Below are 24,868 nucleotides of genomic sequence, written 5' to 3' on the forward strand. Positions count from 1 at the left end.
TCGAAAGGAATCACACGATGACGACGACCAGCACTGATACGACGACCGAGACCACCCCTGACATCTTCGAGACGCGCGAATCGGCGGTGCGCGGATACTCGCGCTCGTGGCCGGCGACCTTCGCCCGCGCCGAGGGCCCCAAGCAGTGGGACGAGGACGGCAACGAGTACCTCGACTTCTTCTCCGGCGCCGGCGCGCTCAACTACGGGCACAACAACCCGGCCGTGATGGCCCCGCTCGTCGAGTACCTGCAGTCGGGCGCCGTGCTCCACTCGCTCGACATGAAGACTCCGGCCAAACGGGAGTTCCTCGAGACCTTCGAAGAGCTCATCCTCAAGCCGCGGGGACTCGACTACACGGTGATGTTCCCCGGCCCGACGGGCACGAACACCGTCGAGGCGGCGCTCAAGCTCGCCCGCAAGGTCACCGGGCGCCAGCACCTGCTCTCGTTCACGAACGCGTTCCACGGGATGACGCTCGGGTCGCTGTCGGTGACCGGGAACTCGATGAAGCGCGAGGGTGCGGGCATCCCGCTGACGAACAGTTCGAAGATCCCCTATGACGACTACCTCGACGGGGAGACCCCGGACTTCCTCTGGCTCGAGCGGGTGCTTGAGGACTCGGGCTCCGGTGTCGACAAGCCCGCGGCGATCATCGTCGAGACCGTCCAGGGCGAAGGCGGCGTGCGCGCTGCCCGGGCCGAGTGGCTGCGTGAGCTCTCGGCGCTGTGCAGGAAGCACGACATCCTCCTCATCGTCGACGACGTCCAGGCCGGCTGCGGTCGCACGGGCACGTTCTTCAGCTTCGAGGACGCCGGCATCGAACCCGACATCGTGTGCCTGTCGAAGTCGATCTCCGGCTCAGGCCTGCCGATGGCGCTCACCCTCTTCCGCCCCGAGCTCGACGCCTGGGAGCCCGGTGAGCACAACGGGACGTTCCGCGGCAACAACCCCGCCTTCGTCACCGCGACCGCTGCGCTGAAGACCTTCTGGGCCGACAACGGCTTCCAGAATCAGCTCGCCGACACGATCGCCCACCTCCACCAGCGCCTCGACCAGATCGCTGAGAAGGCCGAGGGGGCGACGGTCCGCGGGCGCGGCATGCTCGCCGGTCTGCTCTTCGACGACCCCGAGGTCGCCGGCCAGGTCGCGGCCGATGCCTTTGCAGGCGGCCTGCTCATCGAGACCTCCGGTCCGCGCGACGAGGTCGTCAAGATCATGCCGCCGCTGACGATCTCGGAGGCCGACCTCACCGCCGGACTCGACATCCTCGAAGCCTCGGTGCTCAAGGTCGCTCCGGCTGGAGCTGAGGCTGCGCCGGCGATGGCCTGAGGCCAGAACGCTGGGCAGGACCGCAGACTTACCACTTCGAAAGGACTCTCCATGTACGTGATCAACCGTGACGACCTCAACGACACCGACCGCGACGTCCAGTCCGAGACGTGGCGCAGCCGCCGGATGGTGCTCGGACGTGAGGGCGTCGGCTTCTCCTTCCACGACACCGTCATCTACGCCGGCACACGCTCGACGTTCCACTACCAGAACCACATCGAAGCCGTGTACTGCGTGCAAGGCGAGGGGACGCTCACCGACGAGGAGACGGGCAAGACCTACCCGCTCTCGGACGGAACGATGTATCTCCTCGACGGGCACGAGAAGCACACCGTCGTCGCCAACACCGAGTTGCGCATGGCGTGCGTGTTCAACCCGCCGGTCACCGGCCGCGAGGTCCACGACGAGAACGGCGTCTACCCGCTCATCGTCGAGGAGACCGCCGCAGTGTGAGGCGCTGAGGGACTCTGAGGCGCTCGGGGGCTCTCTGCCGAAATCCTCACGCGCAGAAGTGACCAGTTTTCGCCGGATCGGTCAGGTCGCAACCTGACCATCTCGGCGGAAACTGGTCACTTCTGTTTGCAACACCGTCGGGCTGCACGCCAGCGCGCCGCCGGCCCGCACCCGCGACCGGCCGGAACCCTCTCAGCGGGTCTTCGCGCCCTTCGCAGCGTCCTTCTTCTCCCAGTACGCGCGGGTCGTCACTTCGTCAGAACCGTCCCACGCGTCGATGCCGGTGACACCGGGCAGGTCATCGCGGTTGAAGACCGGCTCGAGTCCCTGCTTGCGCTGAGCGGTGTAGTTCTTGAGCACCTTGAGCGCGATGCGTCCGAGGAGGAAGACGGCGACGAGGTTCGTCAGCGCCATGATCGACATGAACACGTCGGCTGCCGACCAGGCCAGCGGCAGGGCGATGACTGAGCCGGTGAACACGGCCGCCATGACGATGAGACGGTACGTCATGATCGCCGGGCGCGCGTTCTTCTTGAACAGGTAGGAGATGTTCGCCTCGCCGTAGTAGTAGTTGCCGAGGATCGAGGAGAACGCGAAGAGGAAGATCGCCACGGTGAGGAAGTGCACCGCCCACGTGCCCAGCTGCGAGGCCAGTGCGGTCTGGGTGAGGGAGGCGCCCTGGGCCTCGTCGTAGACGGGGTTGGACAGGAGGACGATGAACGCGGTGATCGAGCAGACGAGGATGGTGTCGAAGTAGACGCCGAGGCTCTGCACGAGACCCTGCTTGGCCGGGTGCGACACCGACGAGGTGGCTGCGGCGTTGGGGACCGAACCCATGCCGGCCTCGTTGGAGAAGAGGCCGCGGCGGATGCCCTGGAGGATGACGATGCCGATGCCGCCGCCGACGACGGACTGGATGCCGAACGCGTTCTCGAAGATGAGCGCGATCATCGCGGGGACCTCGGTGATGTTCATCGCGACGACGAGGAGGCCGAGCAGCAGGTAGGCCCCGGCCATGACCGGGACGATGACCGAGGACCATGCTGAGATCCGCTGCACTCCGCCGAGGAAGACCGCGCCGGTGACGAGGGCGAGGAAGATGCCGAGGCCGACCGGCAGCCAGAAGCTCTGCGTCGTGTCGACGTTGAGGCTCGTCGCGGTGGCGTCGACGATCGAGTTCGCCTGAAGCGAGTTGAACACGAGGCCGTAGGTGACGGTGATGATGACGGCGAAGAACGCGCCCATCCACGGCTGCTTGAGCCCGACGCTCATGTAGTAGGCAGGACCGCCGCGGTAGGAGTCCTTGTCCTTGACCTTGTAGAGCTGACCGAGAGTGGATTCGACGAACGCGGTGGCCGCGCCGAAGATCGCCATCAGCCACATCCAGAAGATCGCGCCCGGACCGCCGATCGAGATCGCGAGCGCGATGCCGGCGATGTTGCCGGTGCCCACGCGCGAGGCCGCGGAGATCCAGAAGGCCTTGAACGAGGAGATCGACTTCGTGCCGTCCTTGTTCTCCCCGGGGCTCTCGCCGATGACGCGGAACATCTCCGGCAGCATCCGCAGCTGGACGACGCCGGTGCGGATGGTCAGGTAGAGGGCGACGGCAATGAGGACGACGATGAGCACCCAGCCGAGCCTGTCATTGACGAGTGCGATGAGGTCCTGGAGGGTTTGCATGCGATGGTCCAATTCGTCAGGAGTTCTTGAGAGTTTCCTCACCTCATTGTGCCACTCCGCTGTGAGCCGTGCCGCACCTGGGGAGAGTTCCGAAGGTGCGGTGATCCTTCCGTGCCGAGGTCAGGGCACCCCCGCCGAGGCGGTCGGTGACTGAGATCACGGCCGTGCACTTCAGGCGTGGTACGCTTCGATGGATTCGACCCGAAGACATCGTGACGCAACCTGCCGACGCATACCTCTGAGACTCCTACTCCGGCACCCACCCTGTTCAGTTCCCCTTGATGGAGTCTCCGTGAAACTCATCCGTCGCGCCGCCATGTCCGCGCTCGTCGCCGTTGCCCTCGTCATCGCCCCCGCCGCCTCGGCGGACGCCGCGAATGTCTCGTTCGACGTCACCAAGCTGTCCGCGGACAACGTCGTGGTGTCGAGCTGGGACTGCATCAACACCGATGTCCGTATGACGCACAAGAAGTCCGGCATCGATGACTGGTCGGTCGACACAGATGTACACGGCAGGAACGGCCTGAGCACATGGGCGAGCTTCGCCTCCTACAGCGGAGGGACGAAGGATCGGGTGCAGATCTGCCCGTCGAGCGACGGCCCGGGCAAGTACACGCTGGGGCCGTCGGAGGTCCGCGCCTACTCCTACGGCGACTACAGCGACTACCAGGAGATCGAACGCGCCGACCACACCAAGGGCAGCTTCTATGTCCGCGGCAAGGCCTACGCCTCACTGTCCGCCAAGCGCAGCGGGAAGACGGTTACCCTGACGTCGACGACCAAGGTCTACAGCCCGGAGGACTACGGCAAGGTCAACTACAACCCGAAGGTGAAGTTCCAGGTCAAGTCCGGCAGCACGTGGAAGACCATCAAGACCGTCTCCGCCAAGAAGGGAAAGACGACGCTCAAGGTGACGTCGAAGGGCAAGAAGACCTACCGCGTCACGTTCGATCAGGTCAGCTGGGCGACCGGGGCGACGTCGAAGACCGCGAAACGCTGACGCGGCCGTTCGCGAGATCCGTCCAGCGTCGATTCTCCCGGAAGTCAGCTCGCTCCGATCCAGGATTCACGTGCGCGCAACCCAAACATCACTCGCACATCGCCTCCCGAGACTAGGCTGATCCGCAATCGCCCTTGAGGTACCACGATGACGGCACCACCGGCACCGCCTCGGCGATCATCCCCGAAGGAGTCTCCCCATGCCCATCACCGTCCTCACCCATCCGCCGAAGGGCGGTGTGCGCACCCCGGTGCCGCCGCTCGTCATCGCACATCGAGGTGCGTCCGCGGGCTGGCCTGAGAACACGATCCCGGCGTTCGTCGCCGGGATCGATCAGGGGGCGGACATGATCGAGGTCGACGTGCACCTGAGTGCGGACGGCGAACTCGTCGTCGTCCACGATGTCACCCTCGATCGGACGACGAACATCCGCACCCTCCACCCCGAGCGCACCGACACGAGAGTGAAGTCCCTGACCGCGGCCGAGATCGCCGAACTCGACGCGGGCAGCTGGAAGGACGAGTCGTTCGTCGGTCTGCAGGTCCCCACCCTCGCCGAGGTGCTCGCACTCGTCCACACGACCCGCACCGGTCTGCTCCTCGAGGTCAAGCACCCGAACCTCTATCCCGGCATCGGCGAGGCGATCGTCCGTGCCTGCGATGAGCTGCCCGACTACCTCGACCGCTCTCTTGCCGCCGGCCTCCTCGTCGTCCAGTCCGCCGACTGGGACTTCGTCCGCGAGTTCCACGAGCTCGCGCCCGAGGTGCCCGTCGGTCTCCTCGGCCGCCCGACGCTCGAGCAGCTGCGCGAGTTCGCCGCGTGGGTCGACCAGATCAATCCCGAGCACATCGATGCTGATGCCGAGTACCTGACGACCGTCCATGAGCTCGGTATGTCGAGCCTCGTGTGGACAGTCGACGCCGTCACCGACATGGAGAAGTCGATCGAGTACGGCGCCGACGGGATCATCACCAACGTCCCCGACGTCCTCGTCGAGGTCGTCGAGGAGCTGTAGGCGCCGCTCACTCCCGCGGAGCGCGAAGCTTTCCGCTCAGCGGGGTGTCCCACTCCGCCGGCTCGGCGACGGGAAAGCTCAGGCCGGTGATCTCGCCGGTGTGGATGCGGACGAACCGGTTCTTCCTGCCGCCCTGCCACGGGGTGACGTCGAGGGAGATCGTGTCGAGCAGCTCATCGGTGCGGTTGATCGGCTTCGCCGTGCCCTTGACGACGACGCTCCACGCGGTGCCGGTCTCCGGATCGAATCCGTCGACCTCGAAGGCGACCTGCGGATGGTCGTGGATCGCCTCGACCTTCGTGCCTTCCCCGGAGCGGAAGACGACCGAGGCGTGATCGACGGCGTAGTTGACGGGGAAGATCTCCGGGTGGAGATCAGCGTCGTCGCCGACGATGACGGCCAGGCATCCGATCGACGTGCTCCGCAGTCGATCCCAGCACTCGTTGACACCGAGGACCATGGTCGGGTCTGCATTCATCGCGCTGCCTCCTGTCTGGCCCGGCGGCCGTCGCCGGATGCGACTGCCGTCCCGGGTTCTTCTACACAGTGTAGAAAAGCTGTCGGCGGTGAGGCGCAGTCCGCCGCGATGCGGCACCCGACGTCTCATCGCGGGCACAGGTGCGATTGCCGCCCTCGCGGTCCCCGCGCGGAGATGAGACGCTGGAGACATGGCCAACGAACTCGCAGCATCGACGAGCCCCTACCTCCGCGCGCACGCCGAGAACCCCGTCGACTGGCGGATGTGGACGAAGGAGTCCCTCGCCGAGGCGGCCGACCGCGACCTCCCCCTCCTCATCTCCATCGGCTACTCCACGTGCCACTGGTGCCACGTCATGGCCCACGAATCCTTCGAGGATCCCCAGGTCGCCGCCCTCATCAACGACCGCTTCGTCCCGATCAAGATCGACCGGGAGGAGCTGCCCGACATCGACGCCCACTACATGAACGCCCTCCAGGCGATGCGCGGGCAGGGCGGCTGGCCGATGACGATCTTCGCGACCCCGACCGGCAGCCCCTTCTACGCCGGCACGTACTTCCCGCCGACCCCGCGCGGCAACCTTCCCTCCTTCACCCAGGTCCTCGACGCCGTGTCCCAGACCTGGACGGACCGCCGCGCCGAGGTGACCGAGATGTCCCAGCGCATGGACCGGGGGCTTGCCGAGATGGCCACCGCCGTCACCGACGCCCTCCCCGCCGAGGCGGTCGCCGAGTCCCTGACGGCCGATGAGCTCGACGCGGCCGCCGCTGCGCTCCTCGACTCCTACGACCCCGCGTGGGGTGGCTTCGGCAGCGCCCCGAAGTTCCCGCCGTCGATGAACCTCCTCCAACTCCTCTCCACTTTCGTCCGCTTGGGCGGGACCACCTCGGCGGGGGAGGGATCCGATGACGGAGACCCCGTCGCTGAGGCGAAGCGGACAGGACGGCTGAACGTCCTCGGCGCGGACGGCCACCTCACCGGTGAGCTCGTCCTCGACTGCCTCGTCGCCGTCCGGTCGACGTTCGCCCACATCGCCGCGGGCGGAATGCGCGACCAGATCCGCGGCGGCATCGCCCGCTACAGCGTCGACCGGCAGTGGTTCGTCCCGCACTTCGAGAAGATGCTCTACGACAACGCCCTTTACCTGCGCGCTGCCGTCGCGTGGGCCAAGGTCGAGCGCAGCCTCGACCCGACCTCGAAGTGGCTCGCCCTCGCCGAACGCGAGATCGACGACACCGCCGAGTTCATGCTCGCCGACCTCTCCGACGGCGACCGCTTCATCGCCGCCCTTGACGCGGACTCGTTGGGCGCCGACGGGACGCTCGAGGAGGGGGCCGCCTACGTCGTCACGCCGGAGGAGTTCGCACCGGTCGACGGTGTCGGGGTGCTCCAGCTCGTCGATTCTCCGGCCGCCGCCGAGCTGCCGGGCCAGGTCATCGGGGCACCGCGGATCGTCGACTGGCTCGGAATAGACGACGTGCCCTTCGACGCCGATCACCCCGCGCCGTGGGCGACCGAGGGCACTGAGAGGCAGCGGTTGGCGCTGCGGGACCTCCTCGATGAGCGGCCTCGTCCGGCGCGGGATGAGAAGACGATCACCGAATGGAATGCCCTGGCCATCACGGCCCTCTCCGAGGCGGCCCTCTACCGTCACCCGGATCAACGCGCCTCCGTGTGGGGGAGTGCCGCTGCGTTCTTCTGGGAGGAGATGCACAATCGGTTCGTCACCGGAGTCGGAGACATCGACGCGGCCCCAGACGAGGTCGAAGTTCCGGCCGTTCGCGACCTCGACGTCCGGCGCAGCTTCACCGGCAACGATCCCGGGCCCGGTGCCGCTGGCTTGGCCGACTGGGCGCAAATGCTCGTCGCCGGCCTCACCGTTCTCCAGTTGCGCAACGCCGGGCTGGCCGATGGTGCGGGCGAGCATACGCGGCCGCAGGTGAGCTTCGACGATGGCGCGCTCTCGCCGGCGGGGCTGACCGAGATGGCCGCGGTCATGCTCGAGAGGTTCACCTCGCGGAACGAGGACGGCACTCTCACAGTCGTCGACTCGGCCCCCGATGACCTCATCGGCGTCCGCGGCTCCGATCCGGTCGACAACGCCCTGCCCTCAGCGCGGGCAGCGGCCGCCGAGGCGATGCTCCTCCTCGGCGAACTCGGAGTCGAGGGCAGTGCTGGGTCGGAGGGGCGCCTCGGCGACGGTGATCGAGACGATGCGGTCACCGGGCGGACCGACGGGCACCAGTCTCTGACGACGGGGACGATCCTCGAGGTGCGCGACCGCCTGCTCGGGGTCTATCGGGCGCTCGCCCAGCGGGCACCGCGCGGGTGCGGGCACGCGCTCTGGCAGGCCGAACGGGCGCTCGCCCCGGTCCGCGTCGCGAGTCGCGACGATGCTCTGCGCACTCTCGCGTCGAAGCATCCCGCGGTCACGGTGCTCACCGATTCGACGGGGGTGCCGGATGAGAACGGGGAAGAGGTCGCCGTCCCCGAGGGCGCGGCGATCGTCTGCCGGGGATCGGCATGCTCGCTGCCGGTGAGGACGGCCGAGGAGCTGGCCAAGCTGCTGGACGGATGAGATCGGGAATCGCTTCGGCGCCAGGGTCAGTCGCCTCGGTGGCCGGGGGATCCCACCCAGCAGAGGGCGGTCCCCGGTCGCTGAAACCCTTAGTGAAGACCCCTCATCCATGTGATTCGCTTTTCGCCCGATCGCTCGGTTCAAGAACCGACTGATCGGGCGAAAAGTGACTCAGACTGGCCTGCTGGCGTCGATCACAACGTGTTGTCTGCCGAATCGCACAGGTGGCTGTCGCTCAGATGCAGAATCCTGTCGCAGCGCTCGGCGACCCGTTCACTGTGGGTGGCGATGATCAGGCTCGTGCCCATGCTCTTCACGATCTCGAAGACCCCGAGGATGCGATCTTCGGATTCTGGGTCCAGCGAGCCGGTGGGCTCGTCGGCAAGGATGACTCTGGGCCGTTTCACCATGGCCCGTGCGATGGCGACTCGCTGAGCTTCGCCGCCGGAGAGCTGCTTGACCCGCTTGCGTGCAAGTGAGCCGATCCCCAGGCGTTCGAGGCACTCCTGAGATCGTTCCTTCGCCGTTCGTCGGTCCGGGCAGCCGAACATCACATTGCGCAGAGCACTGCGATCGTCGAGGAGATCGAACCTCTGTGTCACATAGCCGATCGATGACCAGCGAAGGCGCGACAGACGAATCGCATCCCGGTCGACGGTTTCACCCTCGAACGTGTATGTTCCCGTATACCCCGTGTCGAGACCCGCGATGATGCGCAGCAGCGACGTCTTGCCGGAGCCGCTTCTGCCCATGATCGCGACGGCGCTCGGAGGCCGGCCGAGACGGAAGTCGAGATCGTCGAAGAGTACTCGAGTCTCCCCGTTCGGTTCTTTGATGCGCTTGCCCACTGACAGCAGTTCCACGGTCATGATTCCTCTCCTTCCAGAAGATGCCTGCGTATGTTGTTTGTGCGCAGCAGAGCCTGTAGTGCACTGTCAATGACGAGACAGGCCACCGCGATGAGCGCGACCGGTGCCAATGCGGCGAGATTCATCTGCGGAACGGACAGAAGAAGAAGCGCGAACGCGATCAGCAGACATGCGTATTCGACCGCAGTCACCGTGATGATCCGGGTCAGTGTCACGCGGCTGCTGACGCCGAGCAGATGCTCGATCTTCTGGATGCGCCAACGTCGCCTGGCGACGTGTGCGCCGATGATTCCGTTCGACAGTCCCACGCAGATCATCAGCAGCACCGCGATACCGGTGAGCAGGGCCGTGTTGTCCTGGATGAGTTGCCTCGTCAACTGGAACTGCACCAGGTACGTCGGTGCGTTGAGAACGGTGAAGTCGTCGAATCCTGCACGCGTGGAGACCTCTCCAAGATGACGCAGCACCTCGTCCGAATCGGCCTCGGTGTCGACTGCAAGGTCACCGGCGATCATCGCGAATGCGAGTATCCCGAAGAAGTACTGACTTGCTTCGGTCGTCCGCTCCATCACTGGCGGATACGGAACGATGACTGCATCATCGAGGAACGTATTGAGTTCCCCCTGGTAGTAGATCGACGAATCGGGGGGAAGGAAACCACTGACGACGAGTGAGAAGTCCTCGAAGTAGTAGCTGGCCTCCACGACGTCGCCGACGGCGTAGATCCCCGAGTAGTCCGCGCCGAGAATCACGGGAATCGTCCGCGTCGAATAGTCGACCTCCGACCAGTCGATTCCTGGACCGTCCACCGCCTCGAGTGAATAGAAGTCGAAAGCCCGCTCATTCATCTGAAATGATCTGACGTCAGTCAGGAGCTGTCCGGTCTCGTCATCGACATACTCGCCGCCAGCGTCCAAGCCACCCTCGAGCGAGGCGTCGAATTCGGGTCCTCCTCGGAAGTCAGGGATTGAAACGGGCTGATCGAACACTGAGAGGAACGGCATCTCGGTACTGCCGTTGAGCTCGTTGTAGAAACGAGCGACAGTATCAAGCCGCTCCCCTGATTCGCGGAACGAGGAGAACGCATCAGGGTCGGCCAGAGTATCGGTGACCCCGTACGTGTCGACTTCGGCATCGCTTGAGAAGCTTCGCGAGATCTCGCTCTTGCTGATTCCGGCGAACGCCACCACTTGGTAGATCAACGTCAGCACGAGCCCGAGAATGATCATCTTCATCACAACGAAGACCCAGTTCTGTCTGAGATCGCGAACTATCTCCATTTCCGCATCCTTAGGTATTCGATGGACGACCCGCCAGTGAACGCCAGAACCGCAATGACCACGGGCATAACCACTGTGATTCCCGAGCTGCTTCGGAGTTCAGTGAACAAGTGCTGTCCGGCGGTGAGGCTGAGTCCGGCTCCCACGGCCGCGGTCAACAGGAGTGCCATGAGAGCAACCGTGAACATCCGCAGCGGGCTGCGCCCGACCAGGAACCCGACCCGAAAGGTCCGCCGCGAGAGCTGACTGGCGAGGATCCCGGTGAACACCGCGCAGATTCCCACAACAGCGACAACGACGAAGTCGACGACCGGCGAGACGAGGTCAACCCTGGCTCGGCGATTGACACTGGCATCACTCCTCGTCACCTTGTCAGCCGGCAGCGCTGCTGCCTGTTCCTCCATTGCAGGCCCGTCGAGAATGACTCCACTCTGAAGATCCGGAGAGTCCACGATGTCGCGATCGGCGACGATGACGTCATCGGCCAGGAGACTGCGACTGTCTCGACCCAGTCGACCGATCACCTCGTATCCGACTCCGTCGAGTTCGTAGACGGACACCCCGTTCTCGCGTGTCACAGGCACCTGATCGCCGACCAGTGCCACGTGCTGCTCACCACGGCGAAAGCTGCGCCCCTCGTGGATAGGAAGCTCGAGAAGATCGAGGCGATCGCTGTCGACGGCGCGAATTGCTCCGCCATCGTCGAGGTCGCGGAAGATGGAATAGTGCCCCAAGGATTCGTCAAGGAGGGTACGTGCCTCTTGGGCCGTGCCCGAGAAGGCAACCATGTGCTGCGTGAGCAGATGGTTGCCCTCTCGGGTGATTTCGGACTGCCGGGTGTCATAGATCCGGACCCCCAGGAGAGCCACCGACATGACGACGAACAACAGTCCCACAATCAGATACTGGTAGGACCTCATCGTCCGTAGTAGGTGCGAGCCTTGCCGTAGCCGTTGCTCTTGGCATTTGGATTGAACGGAACCCACTTAGTCACCGCTTGTGATTTTCCTGTCCCGTATTTCCTGCCCGAGCTTGTAATGACACCCTTGTTCGGCCAGTAGTGTTCCAGACGGGCAGTCGTATAGTGTTTCACGCCCTTCCACGTCGTCCATCCATGCGACCGCTTATTGGTCGTGCCCTTGATTGTCTTCTCTTCGGACCAGCCTCCATACACTTGAGGCTGTTGTTCACTTGCAGACACAGCCGTTGCGGATGCGACAGAGACCACTACGGCAATCGCAACGCCATTGGCAGGTTTCATGAGGAAACTCATTTCATCCTTTTGATTGATTCTTCTACTATTGTCAACTGATATGCATGTGTAGTAGAGCACTTCTTCCTCGCCGCGAAGCAAGTGAGGCGCACAGCAGCGAGAGCCACGATAGCGGGGATGACGAGTTTCGTCTTCATGCTTCAGAGGTAGATTTTCGGTTTGATTCTTGGCGGCGGTGATGATAGCTCTGCGATGCTTGGTCAAGATTTATGGACGCATTTATCACGCCGATCTTCGCAGAGGAAATTATGTGTACGTGTCGTTCATCTCTGGAGTCGCGTGACCAATTTGAGAACACCCCGACGCCGCGATTGAACTGCCTGTCACGTGCACCCGAAAGCGGCGCTGCGCGATCGAAGCTGCAATTGGGGTCGGAAGCCGTCGGCTTCGAGCAACGATCGCCTCGGTGGCCTGGGTCTCGTCTTCGGTGCGGTCGCCGCGGCGAATACCTTGCTCATCTACGTCGGACCGTTCGCGCGCTGAACGATGAGCTTCACGAGGCTAAGCGTTCGTTCCCTCGCAGATGATCGACGTCTGGTTGTCGACTTCGCAGTGAATTGGCGCGCCGTGGTATGCGACGTCCTCGATCGCGACGCCAGTAGGGAGCCCGGTCGCTACAGCGACACGACATTGCTCCAATTCGTCCGCGACGACGTGGCAGGATTCGGCCCTTTGCTGTGTGCGGCTCAACTCTGCCGTGTCTCGAGTATCGACCACTGTGCAGCCGAAGAATGCAGAGCCTCGCACGAACGATTCGCACGCGTCGTTGATCGAATCATGGATGGGGCGCGACACCTGCACAATCCAGAGGAACCGGGTCGAGGTCGCGGTTCCTCTGTCAGATCAGCTCCATCACCGGCCCTTCGTGGATTGCGGTGTAGATCCGATTGCGGATGGCGTTGGCCTCGTCCGAGGTCAGTGTGCGGTCGAGGGGGCGCAGGATGAGTCGCACCAGTACGTTGGCCTGCCCATCGCGAGTGCGCAGCCGGTCACGGGCCGACTGAGGCAGGTCATGGTGGAGGGTGCGGGAGAGAACCGTGACGGATTCGACGACTTCAGCATCCTCGCCGAGGCGGTCGCGAACGCGATCGCCGAGAGTCTCTTCATCCTCGTCCTCGGCCACGACCACCGAGAGATCTCGTCGGGCGGGCGGGAGCGTTGAGACGTGCTTCCAGGGGTGGAGATTGCGCATCTGCTCCGCGATCCGCGGTTCGCTCGCGCGCAGGCAGCGGATGTCCGGGATTCCTTTGCGGAGCATGAGGGCGCGCTCGAGCCCCAGGCCGAGCGCGAGACCTGACCATCCTGTGGGATCGAGTCCCGAACCGTGGAGGACGTCCGGGTGGATCCGGCCGCATTCGGCGAGTTCAAGCCACGTGCCGTCATGGAGGACGTCGATCTGCAGGCCGCCAGTCGTATATGGATGGGCTGCGTCGGTGACCCGCCATTGGGCTCCCGGGAGCACCACTTCGACGAGGGTGCTGACCATGGTGAGTAAGTCGTCGTGGCTTGTCGACGGTGAGTTGCGCACGCGCCACAGATCGACCTGATGCGGCTCGCCGACGTGCGAGCGGTCGACCGCGTCTCGGCGGTAGACCATGCCGGGGGCAACGATGAGTTCGTCGACTGTGGGTGGGAGTGTGCGAGCAGTGGTCTCGTCGCTGTCGGGACGCGAATATCGATCCAGTGCGGTGGGGATCATGGCGCTTGTGTGGCTGCGCAGCATCACGGTGGAGCTGACATACCGGGTGTAGCGGCGGGCACGGGTGACATCGTCTGCTCGATAGCCCAGGCGGTCGTAGTTCTCGGCAACCGGCACGAGGGGTGAAGCGCGGACGAGGTTCGTTGTCGATTGCCAGACCGTGTGAAGTGCTTCGACGATCTCATTGAGGAGTGTCTGCATCGCGTGCGGACCTTGGTCCGGATCGGTGAGGTCACGCAGGCTCAGTGCGCGGGAAAGCTGATCAGTGCTGAGGTAGGAATCGCGGATGGCATGTGCGGTCAGGTGTGACATGAGGGAGTCTCCGATTCGGTGCAGGCTGGTCGGTGAGGATGCTGTGCCCCCGACCGTGCCTGCGGAGACTCCGTGCTACATGGGCACGACGATGACCCCGCCGCCGTTGCCCGGCCGGGGGTGTGGAAATCGCTGGTGCCACCTCATGATCACAGACTACCCGCCCGCAGCTTCACTCGACCAGGCGCAGACCCCGGTAGCGGTTGAGGGCGGCCGCCATCTCCTGCGGGCGCGGCCTCGCCACGTGCCCGGGATGCCTGCGATGGCCGGTGAGCCCGTCGATGCCCTGCGCGTCGAGCATCTCCTCGATCTCCGCCAGCGCCTCGACGACCGAGGTGCGACCGTCGAAGATCTTCGCCATGTACTCCAGGGCCTCGGCCACGCCGTTCGTCTGCTCGGGATCGACGAGCTGGGAGACCGCGGCGAGATCGATGAAGGACTTGCCGAACTGGATGAGGTCGAGGCCCTTCGCCTTCGCTCCCTTGGTCTTCGCCGCCGGTTTGAGCGCATCGGCGGTGGGGATCCTGGCAGGCGGATCGCCGAAGACGTCGTCACCGGACTCGGCGTCAGCGACGAGATCGGCGGCATCGACCCCTACGAGCTCGTGCGCCTTCTCCGTGACGTTGCTCGGCACATAGGCGTCCATCGCAATGACGAGGTCGGCGACCTCGAAGAATGCGCTCGACCCACCGGCGACGAGCACCGTCGAGACGCCCCGTTCGGCGAGCAGCGGGCGGACGCGTTCGACGAAGGGTGTGATCGGCTCCCGGTTCGCAGGAATGAGGGCACGCATCCGCTCGTCGCGGATCATGAAGTTCGTCGCCGAGGTGTCCTCGTCGATGAGCAGCGTCTGCGCAGACGCCTCGACGGCCTCGACGAGGTTGGCCGCCTGCGAGGTCGAGCCGCTCGCGTTCGTCGTCGAGAAGAATCTCGTGTCAGTGCCGGATGGCAGATTGTTGATGAACGGCGAGATGTCGTCACCGGTCACCGCGCGGCCGTCTTCGGCCCGGATCGCCGTCGCGGTCGGCTCGGTGATGACCCATTCGCGCCCGTCGCCGGCCACGTGCGGGTAGACGCCGCGTTCGAGCGCGCGCAGGATCGTCGACTTGCCGTGGTAGCCGCCGCCGACGATGACGGTGACACCGCGGGGGATCGCCATGCCTGTGACCCTGCGACCGCTGGAGAGGTCGAAGGTCCGCTCGAGGCTCTCGGGACTGCGGAAGGGCACGGCCACCTCGGCGTCCATCGGACGATCCGAGTCGCCCGACCGGCGGGGCAGGATCGCACCGTTGCCGACGAATCCGAGCAGATCCTCCTCGCCGAGGCGGCCCTGCAGCTCAGTCTGATCGCGCAGCAGCTGCACGTGGTCGGCCAGCGCCTCGCCGTCGACGTTGGCGAAGAGGAACATCTGCCGGGCGAGTTCGACGACGTCGCGGGTGACGGTGTCGGCGGCCTGGTGCCCGAGGATGCGCCGCCCGCGGGCGGGCAGGTTGACGAGCAGACGCGCCTCGAACCCGGCGTCGTCGATGATGACGTTCGTCCGCTCGAGGACCTCCTGGCCGGGATGGCCGAGGTTGATCGCGCGCCCATGCTGCTTCCGCAGCACGGCATTGCCGGCCCGCAGGAGGAAGTCGGAGACTCCGATCCGGTCGAGGCGATCGGTCGTGAGGTCGGCCGGGAACCCGGCGTCGGCGCGGTCGACGCGCACCCGCACCTTCGAGGGGGAGGCGAAGGGATCGACCTGGACCCGATCGACGATGAGCGTGACCGGTCCGAACCGGTACTGCCCGGTGATCTGCTTGTAGTTGCCGTAGCTTCTGCCGTCGAGACCGTGGAGCGTCTCAGCGAGCGGGGACCGTTGAGGACTCATCTGTGAATGCTACGTGACGACGCGCCGCTGTGGGGCTCGCTCAGCCGCTGGAAAAATCTGGTGTCATTGACTCTTGCATATGACACCAGAATGGTGTCATCATGGATGCATGAACATCACACGACATGTCGAACAGCTGCAGAATCAGCTCGCGACGGCTGCCGCGGCCGGCGATGACACCACGCGCGAAGTCGCCGGTCGTCTCGCTTCGGCCCTCGAACCCGCCGCACGGGTGACGATCCTCGACGCCCTCACCGACGCCAGCGCCGAACTGACGACGGCGATCGCACCGGCCTCGATCGACGTCCGACTCCGCGGCCGCGACATCGACTTCGTCGTCGACGGGCTGCCCGACGCGACGGAGCCGGCACCCGCCTCGGCGAGTCAGCCGCCCCCGTCCGACGATGCCGGCGAGGCTCCCGACCTCGACGAGGCGAGCACCTCCCGCACGACCCTGCGCCTGCCCGACACCATCAAAGCCCGCGCCGAGAAGGCGGCGAAGGCCGAAGGCCTGTCGCTCAATGCCTGGCTCGTGCGAGCCATCGCCGCCGGCCTCGACACCAGCGGCTCCGCCCGGACCCGAACCAGCCGAATCTCAGGATGGATGCGATGACCGACACCACTGCCACAGTCCACCAGGCCGTGACGATCGACGTTCCCGCGGCCGCACTGCTCGTCACCGCGAGCGACCGGGCCGACGTCGACGTGACGATCGAACCCTCCAACCCCGACCGCAGCGCCGACCGCGAGGCCGCCGAACGGATCACCGTCACCGAGACCGAGAACGGCATCGCCGTCACCGGCGAGAAGCGGCTGCTCCTCGGCGCGAACGGATCGGCCGACGTCCGGCTCGCGGTGCCCGCCGGCACCGACTTCGAGGCGACCATCTCTGCGGGGGCGGTGCGGCTGCGGGGTCACCTCGGCGCTGTTCGACTGAAGATCTCCGCCGGTGACGTCACAGGTGACACCATGGTGTCGATCCGTGCCAAGGTCAGCCACGGAAGCATCGCCCTCGCCGAGGTGGCCGACGGTGCCGATCTCCAGCTCTCCAGCGGTGAGGCCGAGATCGGTCGCATCGTGGGCGGCGAGACCAGGATCAAGTCGGGACACGGTTCGATCCGCATCGACGACTTCGCCGGTTCCGCCGAACTCATCACCGCGACCGGCGGCATCGCCCTCGGCGAGGTCGACGGCGACGTCTCGGCGACCTCGGGGCACGGCACCGTGCGGGTCAGCCGTGCCCGCGGCGGCCGTCTCGAGCTCGGCTCGAACTTCGGCGGCATCGACGTCGCCGTGGCACCGGGAGCACTGGTGTGGATCGACGCCGACTCGAAGCGGGGTGTCGTGCGCACCGACCTCGAATCCGACGCCGGCCCGCTCGGCGATGAGAAGCCCGTGGAGGTGCATGCGCACACGAAGTTCGGCGACATCGCCATCGACCGCGCGCGCTGATGCGGCGCTGACCCCGCGCTGACGCTGCGCTGACCGCGCGCGCTGACTCAACGGACTGACGCCGCGCGCCGACTCAACGGACTGACGCAGCGCACTGACTCAGCGGGCTGACATCGCGCACAGACCTCGGGGCGACTCCCCAGGCCGCCTGGCGGATCATCGACCAGGGCACGCGGCCCATCCGACCGCCACTCTCACCCTTCATCGACCACCTGCCCTGGACGAACGCACCCGAAAACCGGCCCGGACCGCCGACCGCGGTCGAGCGCGCCCGAAAACAGGGTCAGAAACCAAGCATCACCCGTGACACCCCACACCCCACACATTCATCGACACCCAACCCACCCATCGACGGCTCATCGAGCCGGGAACCAGGAGGATCCCATGTCGGATCTCGCGATCAGCACCACACGGCTGATGAAGTCCTACGGGGACAAGAGCGTCCTCGACGGCATCGACCTCGAGGTCGCCGCGGGGGAGGTGTTCGCCCTCCTCGGCCCCAACGGCGCCGGCAAGACGACGACGGTGAACATCCTCTCCACCCTGCAGCGACCTGACGGCGGTCGCGCCGAGGTGTTCGGCCTCGACGTCGTCCGCCAAGGCTCGCAGGTGAGGCCCCTCATCGGCCTGACCGGGCAGTTCTCTGCGATCGACGGCCTCCTCACCGGTCGCGAGAACCTCGCCCTCGTCGCCGCCCTCGCCCACCTGCCGAAGTCGCAGCAGCGCCAGCGCGTGGACGAGATGCTCGAGCGCTTCGACCTCGGCGATGCCGCATCGAAGCGGGCGTCGACGTACTCCGGCGGCATGCGCAGGCGCCTCGATCTGGCGATGACGCTCATCGCCCGACCCCGACTCGTCTTCCTCGACGAGCCGACGACCGGTCTCGACCCGCGCAGTCGCCGCACGATGTGGGACATCGTCTCCGAGCTCGTCGCCTCCGGGGTGACGATCTTCCTCACCACCCAGTACCTCGACGAGGCCGACGCGCTCGCCGACAGGATCGCCGTCCTCGACGGCGGACGCATCGTCGCGAACGACACCGCGGCCGGGCTCAAGCGGCTCATCCCCGGCGGGCACGTCGACCTCGCCTTCGCCTCGGCGACGGATTTCGACCGGGCCCGCAGCCTCTGGCCTGAGGCGAGCGCACGATCCGAGGCGCTGTCCCTGTCCGTGGCCGGCGACGGGGGAGCCGGACACCTGCGGCAGATCCTCACCGGCCTCGAAACGGCGGGGATCGAACCGCTCGGAATCACGGTCGAGACGCCGAGCCTCGACGACGTCTTCTTCGCCCTCACCGGCCACGGTGCCGTCCCCGCGCAGCCCGATACGGCGCCCTCCGGGACCGCCCGCACCGGCCACGCCACCGCCCCCGCCACACAAGACCCCGCACCCACCGAGCCGAAGGACCGATGATGATGGCCACGACACTTTCTACCCCCGCCCCGCAGACGCACTCCCGCCCGCTTCGACATGCCTGGTCGGACACGGCGACGATGGTGCGGCGGCAGTTCGTCCACGCCGCCCGCTACCCCGTCTGGATCTTCCTCGTCGTCGCCCCGGTCGCGATCCTCCTCCTCGCCGTCTTCGTCTTCGGCGGGACGCTCGGGCGCGGGCTCGGCGGCGACGCCGGGGACTATCTCGACTACATCATGCCGGGGATGATCGTGCTGACGATCGCCGGCGGCATGCAGCTGACCGCGCTCTCGGTCTCCCAGGACATGAACGAGGGCATCGTCACCCGGTTCCGGTCGATGTCGATCTCGCGCGGCGCCGTCATGGCCGGCCACGTCATCGGCAACGGCCTCCAGCAGTGCGTCGCCATCGTCCTCGTCATCCTCGTCGGAGTGGCCATCGGCTTCCGCCCCCACGCCGACGCCGTCGGCTGGCTCGGTTTCGCCGGGTTCGCCGCGGCGATCATTCTCGCCCTCGGCTGGCTCTCCGTCGCCCTCGGCGTCACCGCGAAGTCCGTCGAATCCGCGAGCAACCTCCCGATGATCTTCATGCTCCTGCCGATGATCGGCTCCGGATTCGTGCCCACCGACACGATGCCCGGGTGGATCCAGGCCTTCGCCGACTGGCAGCCGTTCACGCCCATCATCGAAACCGTCCGCGGCCTGCTCATGGGCACCCCGATCGGCGCCGACTGGTGGATCGCACTGCTGTGGCTGGGCGGCATCGGCATCCTCGGCTACGTCCTCGCCCGCGTCGCGTACGAACGTCGGGCTGCGCAGTAGGGCCTTCCCTCGCCGAGGCGGCCGCCGGGTCCCCGTCATCGTCGAGTCATCGACGGCGCCGGGGCCCGGCGGTCGTGCGATGTCGGAGGCTGCGCCGGTCCGAGGTCCGCACGCTCCCTGGCCGAAAGGTTGCCCCACCGGTGTTCCGCTCAGGGCCGGTGTTCAGCCCTGGCTGATGTCCTGTCACCCCGGTGTTCACTCCCGCGTCCCGACCTCCCCGAGGTAGAAGGCGGCGGCATTGTCCCAGAACACGGCGTCAGCCTCGGCGGGGGTGAGCACACTCTCGATGAGTCGCAGATCGTCGTCGGCGAACGGGCGCCGGGCCCGCGTCGAAGGCAGGTCGGTGCCGACCATGAGCGCCCTCGGGTCGGTGTCGACGATACGGCGGGCCGCCTCGGCGGGGTCGAGGTCGACGCGACCGAACCCGGTGGCCTTGACCTTGACTCCGCGCTCGACGAGTCGGAGCAGCGTCGGCAGGCCATCAGAGTGCATGCCGAGATGGTCGATGCTCACCGCCGGCAGCGCGACGATGCGACCGGCCAGTTCGGAGTCGATCGTCCGGGCGTCGATGTAGAGCTCGGTGTGCCACCCGGCGAGATCGTGGACCCGGCGGGCGAAGCGGTCGAGGTCGTCGAGCTGAGCTGAGCCGCCGCGGGCGACGTTGAACCGCACGGCGCGCACGCCCGCCTCGGCGAGCTCCAGGATCCGCGCATCAGGGGTGTCCGCCGGCAGCTGGGTGACCCCGACGAAGCTCGGACCCAGCGCGCGCAGAGCCTCGACGAGGTAGCCCTGATCGAAGGCCTGGAACGACCCGGACACGACGGCCCCGCCGCGGACAGCGAAGGCCGACTCCTCGGTCGTCGGTGACTCGCGGTCGGGCGTTGCCCCGAGGTGGGCGACGCGGGCGCGATAGTCGGCGACGGTGAACGGGTCCGGCAGGAAGCCGTCGTTCTCGACGAGCGGGTGTGCGGGATCGATGATGTGAAAGTGCGCGTCGAACACGCGCCGAGGGTCGGTCATGACTCCAACGTACACAGAGGTCGCAGCCTGTACCCGTAGTGCCGCCTGTGCTGATCGCCGCCGACTGATGAACGGCCGATCGGGACCGGCCCGTTCACTCCGGGCGGACCGGTGACTGCGGGGAGTCCTGGTCGTGGACCTCGCTGTCGGAACGGAACGCTCGTGTACGGGCATAGTCATGGACGGCGTCAAGGGTGCGCAGCTGCCTGCGGGAGTTCTCGGCCAGGTCGTCGAACACCTCTGCTGCGAGCCCGAGAGCGTCGGCGTTGTCACGCAGCGTCTGCCACATCCCGAGTTTGCCCATGATCGCACTGCGCATCAGCTCGGTCTCGAGCACCAGCGTCATCGGCGAGCGGCGCAGGAGCCGACCGTTGGGTTTGAGCCGTCCCAATCGTTCGAGCGTCCACGTCGCGGCATCGACGAGGCGGCGACGCCGCAGATCGAGGTCGGTGACGAGCTCAGCGACGAACCCGCGCTCCCGCCGGATCTCATCCGCCAGTTCAGAGAGCGGAGCATAGACAGGAGTGTCGATGAAGGCTTCGGCCATCCGCGCTATCCTCGCGGCTCCGGCAGTTGCTCCCGAGAGGTGGTCGCTGACGTAGAGACCGATGAGGTCCCAATCGACGGAGTCGGAGCGCGAGCGGGTCTCGCGGGCCGCCAGCGCGGATTCTGCGGTTGGTCCTGTTCGCGACACCTGGTCTGCGACGTCTCGATCGCGCAGTGGCACCGATGCCGCACCGGTGCCCTCACGGAGACCGTCGAGGAGGTCTCGGGCTGCGTCGGACGCGCTGTGCTCGGGACGCCAGCCGAGGTCCTGCTTCGCCTTGGCGTTGTCCATGAGAGGAACGCTCACCCCCATGTCGAGCCAGCCCTCGTCGGCTGCGACGAGGCGGGCATCGTGACCGATTCCGAGCGCCGCCCGCACCAGCGGTGTGGGTACGCGTACGGCGCGCCCGTGGTCGAGCAGGGTCGCGAGATCGGGAGGGCCGAGGACGTCGTCGGCGCAGATGTTGTACGCCCAGTGTCCGCCGCGGAGCACGGCGGCGACATAGGCGCGAGCGGCATCGCTGGAATGCACTGCCTGTACGCCGCGCAGTCCGCTGGGCACCGGAAGGAAGGGAAGCGATCCGGTTCGCAGCATCTGCAGGGGCATCCACTCGCCGAGGAAGTAGCGCTGGATCTCGGAGGCGGCGTGGGCGGCGAAGATGAGAGCGGGACGCATCCGAGTCACTCGCACGTTCGGATGCTGGGAGGAGAAATCGTCGAGGACACGCTCCTGCGCGGCCTTGTCCACGCTGTAGTGCGAGGAGGGAATGCCGCCGGTGGGCCAGTCCTCGTCGCGCAGCTGGCGAGTGTCGTCGGGAGAGTAGGCGCCGACCGATGACGCGACGACGAGATGCGGGACCTGCGCCTCGGCGACGGCGGCCGCCACCCTCGCCGTGCCGTCGACGTTGACGCGTCTGAGCAGGGTGCGATCGCTGTTGGGCTGGATCAGCCACGCGAGATGGATGACGGCATCGGCGCCTGTGAAGGCGTCGGCGAGGCGGGCGATCGCGACGTCTTCAGTGACCGCTGCACCGATGTCGATCGATGCCCACTCGCTTTCGGAGTAGGGGGCGGCGTCGGTGTCGGGAAGGCGTCGGGCGATGCCGAGCACCGAGCTGACCTCGGGCGTGTGCGCAAGCTCATCGAGAACCGCCGTTCCGACGTTGCCCGTTGCCCCGACGACTGCGACGCGCATGGACCCACCTCTCCTCGAAATCACAAAGTGCCTTGCCATTCACGCTACTCGGCGGGCTGGTCGGTGTCCAGGGTCGAGCGCCGCCGGGCGGACGGAGATGACAGCGGGAGTGTGGCCGGTGACGACCGTCGACGATCCGCGAGGTGTCTGCGGCCGAAGTCCCGAATAACGGCACTGCGGATAACGATCTCGCCAAACCGCGGCCGGTTCGCGTCGATCTGCGGAGAGCCGGCGGGCGACTGAGTATATTGTGAATCAGCTCACAATCGCGTGTGAGGGCAGAGGGCAATGACGTTCGATCGCCCCGCGCACCCGAGCCTCCCGCACCAGCCCACCCAGCACCACCGCAACCGTCATCGCCGAATCCGAAACCACTGACCGCCCCCGCACCGCAGACACCAGAGAGAGCGAGAGGACACCGATGTCCGAGCGTCCGTCCGGGACCGCCACGAGTCCGCTTCCCCAAGCGAACGTCGACGAACTCATCGCGCAGTACGACGAAGAGCTGCCGCAGCGCACGCTCACGCGCCGGCTCGACCTCGGTGTCTCCATCGTCTGCTTCCTCATCTCGCTCTACGTGCTCAACCAGGTGTTCTTCCCGCTCAGGCAGGGCAACCAGTACTACCTCATGTGGTTCCTCGCCTTCGTCCTCCCGCTCGTCTTCATCTGCTACCGGCCCGGCTTCGGCCGGAAGAAGGAGGTGGGGGAGCGGGCCTCGGACGCCGCCGAGGAGGTCGCCGCCTCGACGAGATCGTCGAAGCCCCAGCGCTCCACGGACAATCCCTCGGTCATCGACTGGATCCTCGTCGTCGTCACCTTCCTCACCTGCGCCTATCCGGTGCTGCCGTTCTTCTCCGGCGGCTTCAACGAATTCCTCAACCGGCAGGGCTCGCTCTCGACCCTCGACGTGACGATGGGCGGGATACTCCTGCTCCTCATCCTCGAAGCGACGCGGCGGACGACGGGCCTCATCCTCCCGATCTTCTGCGTCGTCTTCTTCCTCTACAGCTATTACGGGGCCTACATCCCCGTCGGCTGGCCCGGCGCGCACGCGGGACAGAACTTCGACCAGATCATCAACGCGCTCTACAACGACGCGTCGGGCTTCTACGGCATCCCGCTCGACGTCGCCGCGACCTACATCGTCCTCTTCACGATCTACGGCGCGGTGCTCGACAAGACGGGCGCGGCGAACTTCTTCATCGACCTCTCATTCTCACTCTTCAAGAAGTCGAAGGCCGCGCCGGGACGCACGGTCGCGCTCTCGGGCTTCCTCCTCGGCACGGTGTCGGGGTCGGGCACGGCCACGGCCGTCTCGCTCGGCGCGGTGACCTGGCCGGTGCTCAAGAAGGCCGGCTACCCGAAGGAGAATGCCGGCGGCATGCTCGCGGCCTCGGGCATCGGCGCGATCCTCTCTCCGCCGACTCTCGGCGCCGCGGCCTTCATCATCGCCGAGCTCCTCAACGTCTCCTACGGACTCGTCCTCCTCTGGGCGGTCGTCCCGACCCTGCTCTACTACTTGGGCATCTTCCTCGCCATCGAGATCGACTCGCGCAAGATCGACGTCGACTACCGCCCGCCGCCGGGCCTGCGCTCGTGGCCGATCCTCAAGAAGGGCTTCTACCACTTCATCTCGCTCGGCATCATCGTCGTCTTCCTCGCCCTCGGCATGGCCCCGTTCAAGGCCGTCGTCTACGCGACGCTCGTCGGCATCGGCTTCGGCATCATCGAGATCGTCCTCACCCACCGCGGGCAGCCGACCGCGATCCTCCGGGCGATCTGGGACGTCATCTTCGGTGCCCTCTCGACGGGCATCCGCTCGGTCCTGCCGGTGACGAGCGTGTGCGCGGCCGCCGGCATCATCGTCTCGACGATCACGAAGACCGGGCTCGGCCAGGTCATCTCCGACATCCTCGTCAAGGGCGCGCAGGCGATCTCGACGAACCCGACCGCCGTCCTCGTCTTCACGTGCATCTTCGCCGCGATCGCCGTGACCGTACTCGGTCTCGCGGTGCCCGTGACCGCCTCGTTCATCATCAGCTGGGTCATCGTCGGTCCGGCCCTCATCACCCTCGGCGTCCCCGAGGCGGCGGCCGCGATGTTCATCTTCTACTACGCCGTCCTCTCCGAGGTGTCCCCGCCGACCGCGCTCGCCGCCGTCGCCTCCTCGGCGATCACCGGGGGCCGGGTCATCGCGACGATGTGGCAAGCGTGCAAGTATGCGATCCCCGCCTTCCTCGTCCCGCTCGCCTTCACCTTCACCCCCGAAGGCGCCTCCCTCGTCGCGCAGGGCGGATTCCTCGGGGCCCTGTGGACCGGTGCCGTGTCCGCGTGCGCCGTCGCCGCGCTCGCCGCCGGGGCCGGCGGCTGGATCATCCGCCGAGCCGGCTGGCCCGAACGCGTCCTCTGCTTCATCGCCGCCGGCGCGCTCCTCTACCTCCAGCCGCTGTCGATGACCATCGGCTTCGCCGCCCTCGCCCTCGCCGTCATCGTCCACCTCGTGCTCCGACGTCGTCCTCGGAGTCCGCGGGCCACCCCCGCCGAGGCGGCCCACCCATGACCTCGCACTTGACCTCCCAGCCC

The 24,868-nt window shown here is 66.4% G+C and carries 20 protein-coding genes; 10 read left to right on the plus strand and 10 right to left on the minus strand.

The features are described from left to right. The first annotated feature begins 17 nt into the window (after positions 1 to 17). Complete coding sequence (ectB, locus tag BC102111_RS11390; RefSeq protein ID WP_101624370.1) at positions 18 to 1,331, plus strand: diaminobutyrate--2-oxoglutarate transaminase; 1,314 nt, start codon at positions 18 to 20, stop codon at positions 1,329 to 1,331. Positions 1,332 to 1,382: 51 nt separating this feature from the next. Next, the gene (locus BC102111_RS11395) at positions 1,383 to 1,784 is read left to right on the plus strand and encodes an ectoine synthase (RefSeq protein ID WP_101624371.1); all 402 of its coding nucleotides are present in this window, start codon (positions 1,383 to 1,385) and stop codon (positions 1,782 to 1,784) included. Positions 1,785 to 1,976: 192 nt separating this feature from the next. Here BC102111_RS11395 and BC102111_RS11400 read toward each other — a convergent pair whose 3' ends face one another. Then, positions 1,977 to 3,464 carry an alanine/glycine:cation symporter family protein gene (locus BC102111_RS11400; protein WP_101624485.1) on the minus strand — a complete coding sequence of 496 codons (1,488 nt, stop codon included), beginning with the start codon at positions 3,462 to 3,464 and terminating at the stop codon, positions 1,977 to 1,979. Positions 3,465 to 3,756: 292 nt separating this feature from the next. On the opposite strand from BC102111_RS11400, the gene BC102111_RS11405 reads away from it, so the two are divergent. Then, positions 3,757 to 4,464, plus strand: coding sequence for a hypothetical protein (locus BC102111_RS11405; protein WP_101624372.1), 708 nt, complete (start codon positions 3,757 to 3,759; stop codon positions 4,462 to 4,464). 199 nt (positions 4,465 to 4,663) lie between these two features. Further along, on the plus strand, positions 4,664 to 5,479 hold the full coding sequence (locus BC102111_RS11410; protein WP_101624373.1) for a glycerophosphodiester phosphodiesterase: 816 nt from the start codon (positions 4,664 to 4,666) through the stop codon (positions 5,477 to 5,479). 7 nt (positions 5,480 to 5,486) lie between these two features. On the opposite strand, the gene BC102111_RS11415 is transcribed toward BC102111_RS11410, so the two are convergent. Further along, positions 5,487 to 5,957, minus strand: coding sequence for a pyridoxamine 5'-phosphate oxidase family protein (locus BC102111_RS11415; protein WP_101624374.1), 471 nt, complete (start codon positions 5,955 to 5,957; stop codon positions 5,487 to 5,489). Between the two features lie 190 nt (positions 5,958 to 6,147). On the opposite strand from BC102111_RS11415, the gene BC102111_RS11420 reads away from it, so the two are divergent. Beyond that, positions 6,148 to 8,535, plus strand: coding sequence for a thioredoxin domain-containing protein (locus BC102111_RS11420; RefSeq protein WP_101624375.1), 2,388 nt, complete (start codon positions 6,148 to 6,150; stop codon positions 8,533 to 8,535). A gap of 194 nt (positions 8,536 to 8,729) precedes the next feature. Here BC102111_RS11420 and BC102111_RS11425 read toward each other — a convergent pair whose 3' ends face one another. From BC102111_RS11425 to BC102111_RS11450, 6 genes are all read right to left on the minus strand, one after another. Next, positions 8,730 to 9,404 carry an ABC transporter ATP-binding protein gene (locus BC102111_RS11425; RefSeq protein ID WP_101624376.1) on the minus strand — a complete coding sequence of 225 codons (675 nt, stop codon included), beginning with the start codon at positions 9,402 to 9,404 and terminating at the stop codon, positions 8,730 to 8,732. Beyond that, on the minus strand, positions 9,401 to 10,684 hold the full coding sequence (locus BC102111_RS11430) for a hypothetical protein (RefSeq protein ID WP_101624377.1): 1,284 nt from the start codon (positions 10,682 to 10,684) through the stop codon (positions 9,401 to 9,403). The genes BC102111_RS11425 and BC102111_RS11430 overlap by 4 nt, the downstream gene beginning before the upstream one ends. Then, the gene (locus BC102111_RS11435) at positions 10,675 to 11,604 is read right to left on the minus strand and encodes a hypothetical protein (protein ID WP_101624378.1); all 930 of its coding nucleotides are present in this window, start codon (positions 11,602 to 11,604) and stop codon (positions 10,675 to 10,677) included. Before BC102111_RS11435 ends, BC102111_RS11430 begins: the two co-directional genes overlap by 10 nt. Next, positions 11,601 to 12,161, minus strand: a complete 561-nt coding sequence (locus BC102111_RS17555; RefSeq protein ID WP_146001419.1) for a hypothetical protein — start codon at positions 12,159 to 12,161, stop codon at positions 11,601 to 11,603. The genes BC102111_RS11435 and BC102111_RS17555 overlap by 4 nt, the downstream gene beginning before the upstream one ends. Positions 12,162 to 12,795: 634 nt before the next feature. Then, positions 12,796 to 13,968, minus strand: coding sequence for a PheS-related mystery ligase SrmL (gene srmL, locus BC102111_RS11445; protein ID WP_101624380.1), 1,173 nt, complete (start codon positions 13,966 to 13,968; stop codon positions 12,796 to 12,798). Positions 13,969 to 14,140: 172 nt separating this feature from the next. Next, positions 14,141 to 15,838: an ABC-ATPase domain-containing protein gene (locus BC102111_RS11450; RefSeq protein WP_101624381.1), complete on the minus strand. Its 1,698-nt coding sequence runs from the start codon at positions 15,836 to 15,838 to the stop codon at positions 14,141 to 14,143. Positions 15,839 to 15,947: 109 nt separating this feature from the next. Here BC102111_RS11450 and BC102111_RS11455 point away from each other — a divergent pair, with 109 nt between their 5' ends. The 4 genes from BC102111_RS11455 to BC102111_RS11470 all read left to right on the plus strand — a co-directional run bounded on the left by BC102111_RS11455 (position 15,948) and on the right by BC102111_RS11470 (position 19,524). After that, complete coding sequence (locus BC102111_RS11455; protein WP_101624382.1) at positions 15,948 to 16,451, plus strand: toxin-antitoxin system HicB family antitoxin; 504 nt, start codon at positions 15,948 to 15,950, stop codon at positions 16,449 to 16,451. Further along, positions 16,448 to 17,290 (plus strand): DUF4097 family beta strand repeat-containing protein, encoded by an 843-nt coding sequence (locus BC102111_RS11460; protein ID WP_180960627.1) that lies wholly within the window; start codon positions 16,448 to 16,450, stop codon positions 17,288 to 17,290. The genes BC102111_RS11455 and BC102111_RS11460 overlap by 4 nt, the downstream gene beginning before the upstream one ends. A gap of 384 nt (positions 17,291 to 17,674) precedes the next feature. After that, the gene (locus tag BC102111_RS11465; RefSeq protein WP_101624384.1) at positions 17,675 to 18,703 is read left to right on the plus strand and encodes an ATP-binding cassette domain-containing protein; all 1,029 of its coding nucleotides are present in this window, start codon (positions 17,675 to 17,677) and stop codon (positions 18,701 to 18,703) included. Positions 18,704 to 18,705: 2 nt separating this feature from the next. Next, entirely contained in the window at positions 18,706 to 19,524 is an 819-nt protein-coding gene (locus BC102111_RS11470) for an ABC transporter permease (RefSeq protein WP_232252549.1), read from the plus strand. Positions 19,525 to 19,719: 195 nt separating this feature from the next. On the opposite strand, the gene BC102111_RS11475 is transcribed toward BC102111_RS11470, so the two are convergent. After that, positions 19,720 to 20,544 carry an amidohydrolase family protein gene (locus BC102111_RS11475; protein ID WP_101624386.1) on the minus strand — a complete coding sequence of 275 codons (825 nt, stop codon included), beginning with the start codon at positions 20,542 to 20,544 and terminating at the stop codon, positions 19,720 to 19,722. Between the two features lie 94 nt (positions 20,545 to 20,638). Continuing rightward, a complete protein-coding gene (locus tag BC102111_RS11480; RefSeq protein ID WP_101624387.1) occupies positions 20,639 to 22,285 on the minus strand; it encodes an NAD-dependent epimerase/dehydratase family protein in 1,647 nt (548 codons plus the stop codon). 421 nt (positions 22,286 to 22,706) lie between these two features. Between BC102111_RS11480 and BC102111_RS11485 the strand changes: the two genes are divergently transcribed. After that, positions 22,707 to 24,845, plus strand: a complete 2,139-nt coding sequence (locus BC102111_RS11485; RefSeq protein WP_101624388.1) for a TRAP transporter permease — start codon at positions 22,707 to 22,709, stop codon at positions 24,843 to 24,845. Positions 24,846 to 24,868: the final 23 nt, after the last annotated feature.

The sequence above is a fragment of the Brevibacterium casei CIP 102111 genome, from assembly GCF_900169275.1.
GTDB lineage: Bacteria > Actinomycetota > Actinomycetes > Actinomycetales > Brevibacteriaceae > Brevibacterium > Brevibacterium casei.

Excerpts from the sequence above, each read along its gene's own strand:
- ectB (WP_101624370.1), top strand. The coding sequence starts at position 18 with ATGACGACGACCAGCACTGATACGACGACCGAGACCACCCCTGACATC.
- BC102111_RS11395 (WP_101624371.1), top strand. The coding sequence starts at position 1,383 with ATGTACGTGATCAACCGTGACGACCTCAACGACACCGACCGCGACGTC.
- BC102111_RS11400 (WP_101624485.1), bottom strand. The coding sequence starts at position 3,464 with ATGCAAACCCTCCAGGACCTCATCGCACTCGTCAATGACAGGCTCGGC.
- BC102111_RS11410 (WP_101624373.1), top strand. The coding sequence starts at position 4,664 with ATGCCCATCACCGTCCTCACCCATCCGCCGAAGGGCGGTGTGCGCACC.
- BC102111_RS11415 (WP_101624374.1), bottom strand. The coding sequence starts at position 5,957 with ATGAATGCAGACCCGACCATGGTCCTCGGTGTCAACGAGTGCTGGGAT.
- BC102111_RS11420 (WP_101624375.1), top strand. The coding sequence starts at position 6,148 with ATGGCCAACGAACTCGCAGCATCGACGAGCCCCTACCTCCGCGCGCAC.
- BC102111_RS11425 (WP_101624376.1), bottom strand. The coding sequence starts at position 9,404 with ATGACCGTGGAACTGCTGTCAGTGGGCAAGCGCATCAAAGAACCGAAC.
- BC102111_RS11430 (WP_101624377.1), bottom strand. The coding sequence starts at position 10,684 with ATGGAGATAGTTCGCGATCTCAGACAGAACTGGGTCTTCGTTGTGATG.
- BC102111_RS11435 (WP_101624378.1), bottom strand. The coding sequence starts at position 11,604 with ATGAGGTCCTACCAGTATCTGATTGTGGGACTGTTGTTCGTCGTCATG.
- srmL (WP_101624380.1), bottom strand. The coding sequence starts at position 13,968 with ATGTCACACCTGACCGCACATGCCATCCGCGATTCCTACCTCAGCACT.
- BC102111_RS11450 (WP_101624381.1), bottom strand. The coding sequence starts at position 15,838 with ATGAGTCCTCAACGGTCCCCGCTCGCTGAGACGCTCCACGGTCTCGAC.
- BC102111_RS11455 (WP_101624382.1), top strand. The coding sequence starts at position 15,948 with ATGAACATCACACGACATGTCGAACAGCTGCAGAATCAGCTCGCGACG.
- BC102111_RS11460 (WP_180960627.1), top strand. The coding sequence starts at position 16,448 with ATGACCGACACCACTGCCACAGTCCACCAGGCCGTGACGATCGACGTT.
- BC102111_RS11465 (WP_101624384.1), top strand. The coding sequence starts at position 17,675 with ATGTCGGATCTCGCGATCAGCACCACACGGCTGATGAAGTCCTACGGG.
- BC102111_RS11470 (WP_232252549.1), top strand. The coding sequence starts at position 18,706 with ATGGCCACGACACTTTCTACCCCCGCCCCGCAGACGCACTCCCGCCCG.
- BC102111_RS11475 (WP_101624386.1), bottom strand. The coding sequence starts at position 20,544 with ATGACCGACCCTCGGCGCGTGTTCGACGCGCACTTTCACATCATCGAT.
- BC102111_RS11480 (WP_101624387.1), bottom strand. The coding sequence starts at position 22,285 with ATGCGCGTCGCAGTCGTCGGGGCAACGGGCAACGTCGGAACGGCGGTT.
- BC102111_RS11485 (WP_101624388.1), top strand. The coding sequence starts at position 22,707 with ATGTCCGAGCGTCCGTCCGGGACCGCCACGAGTCCGCTTCCCCAAGCG.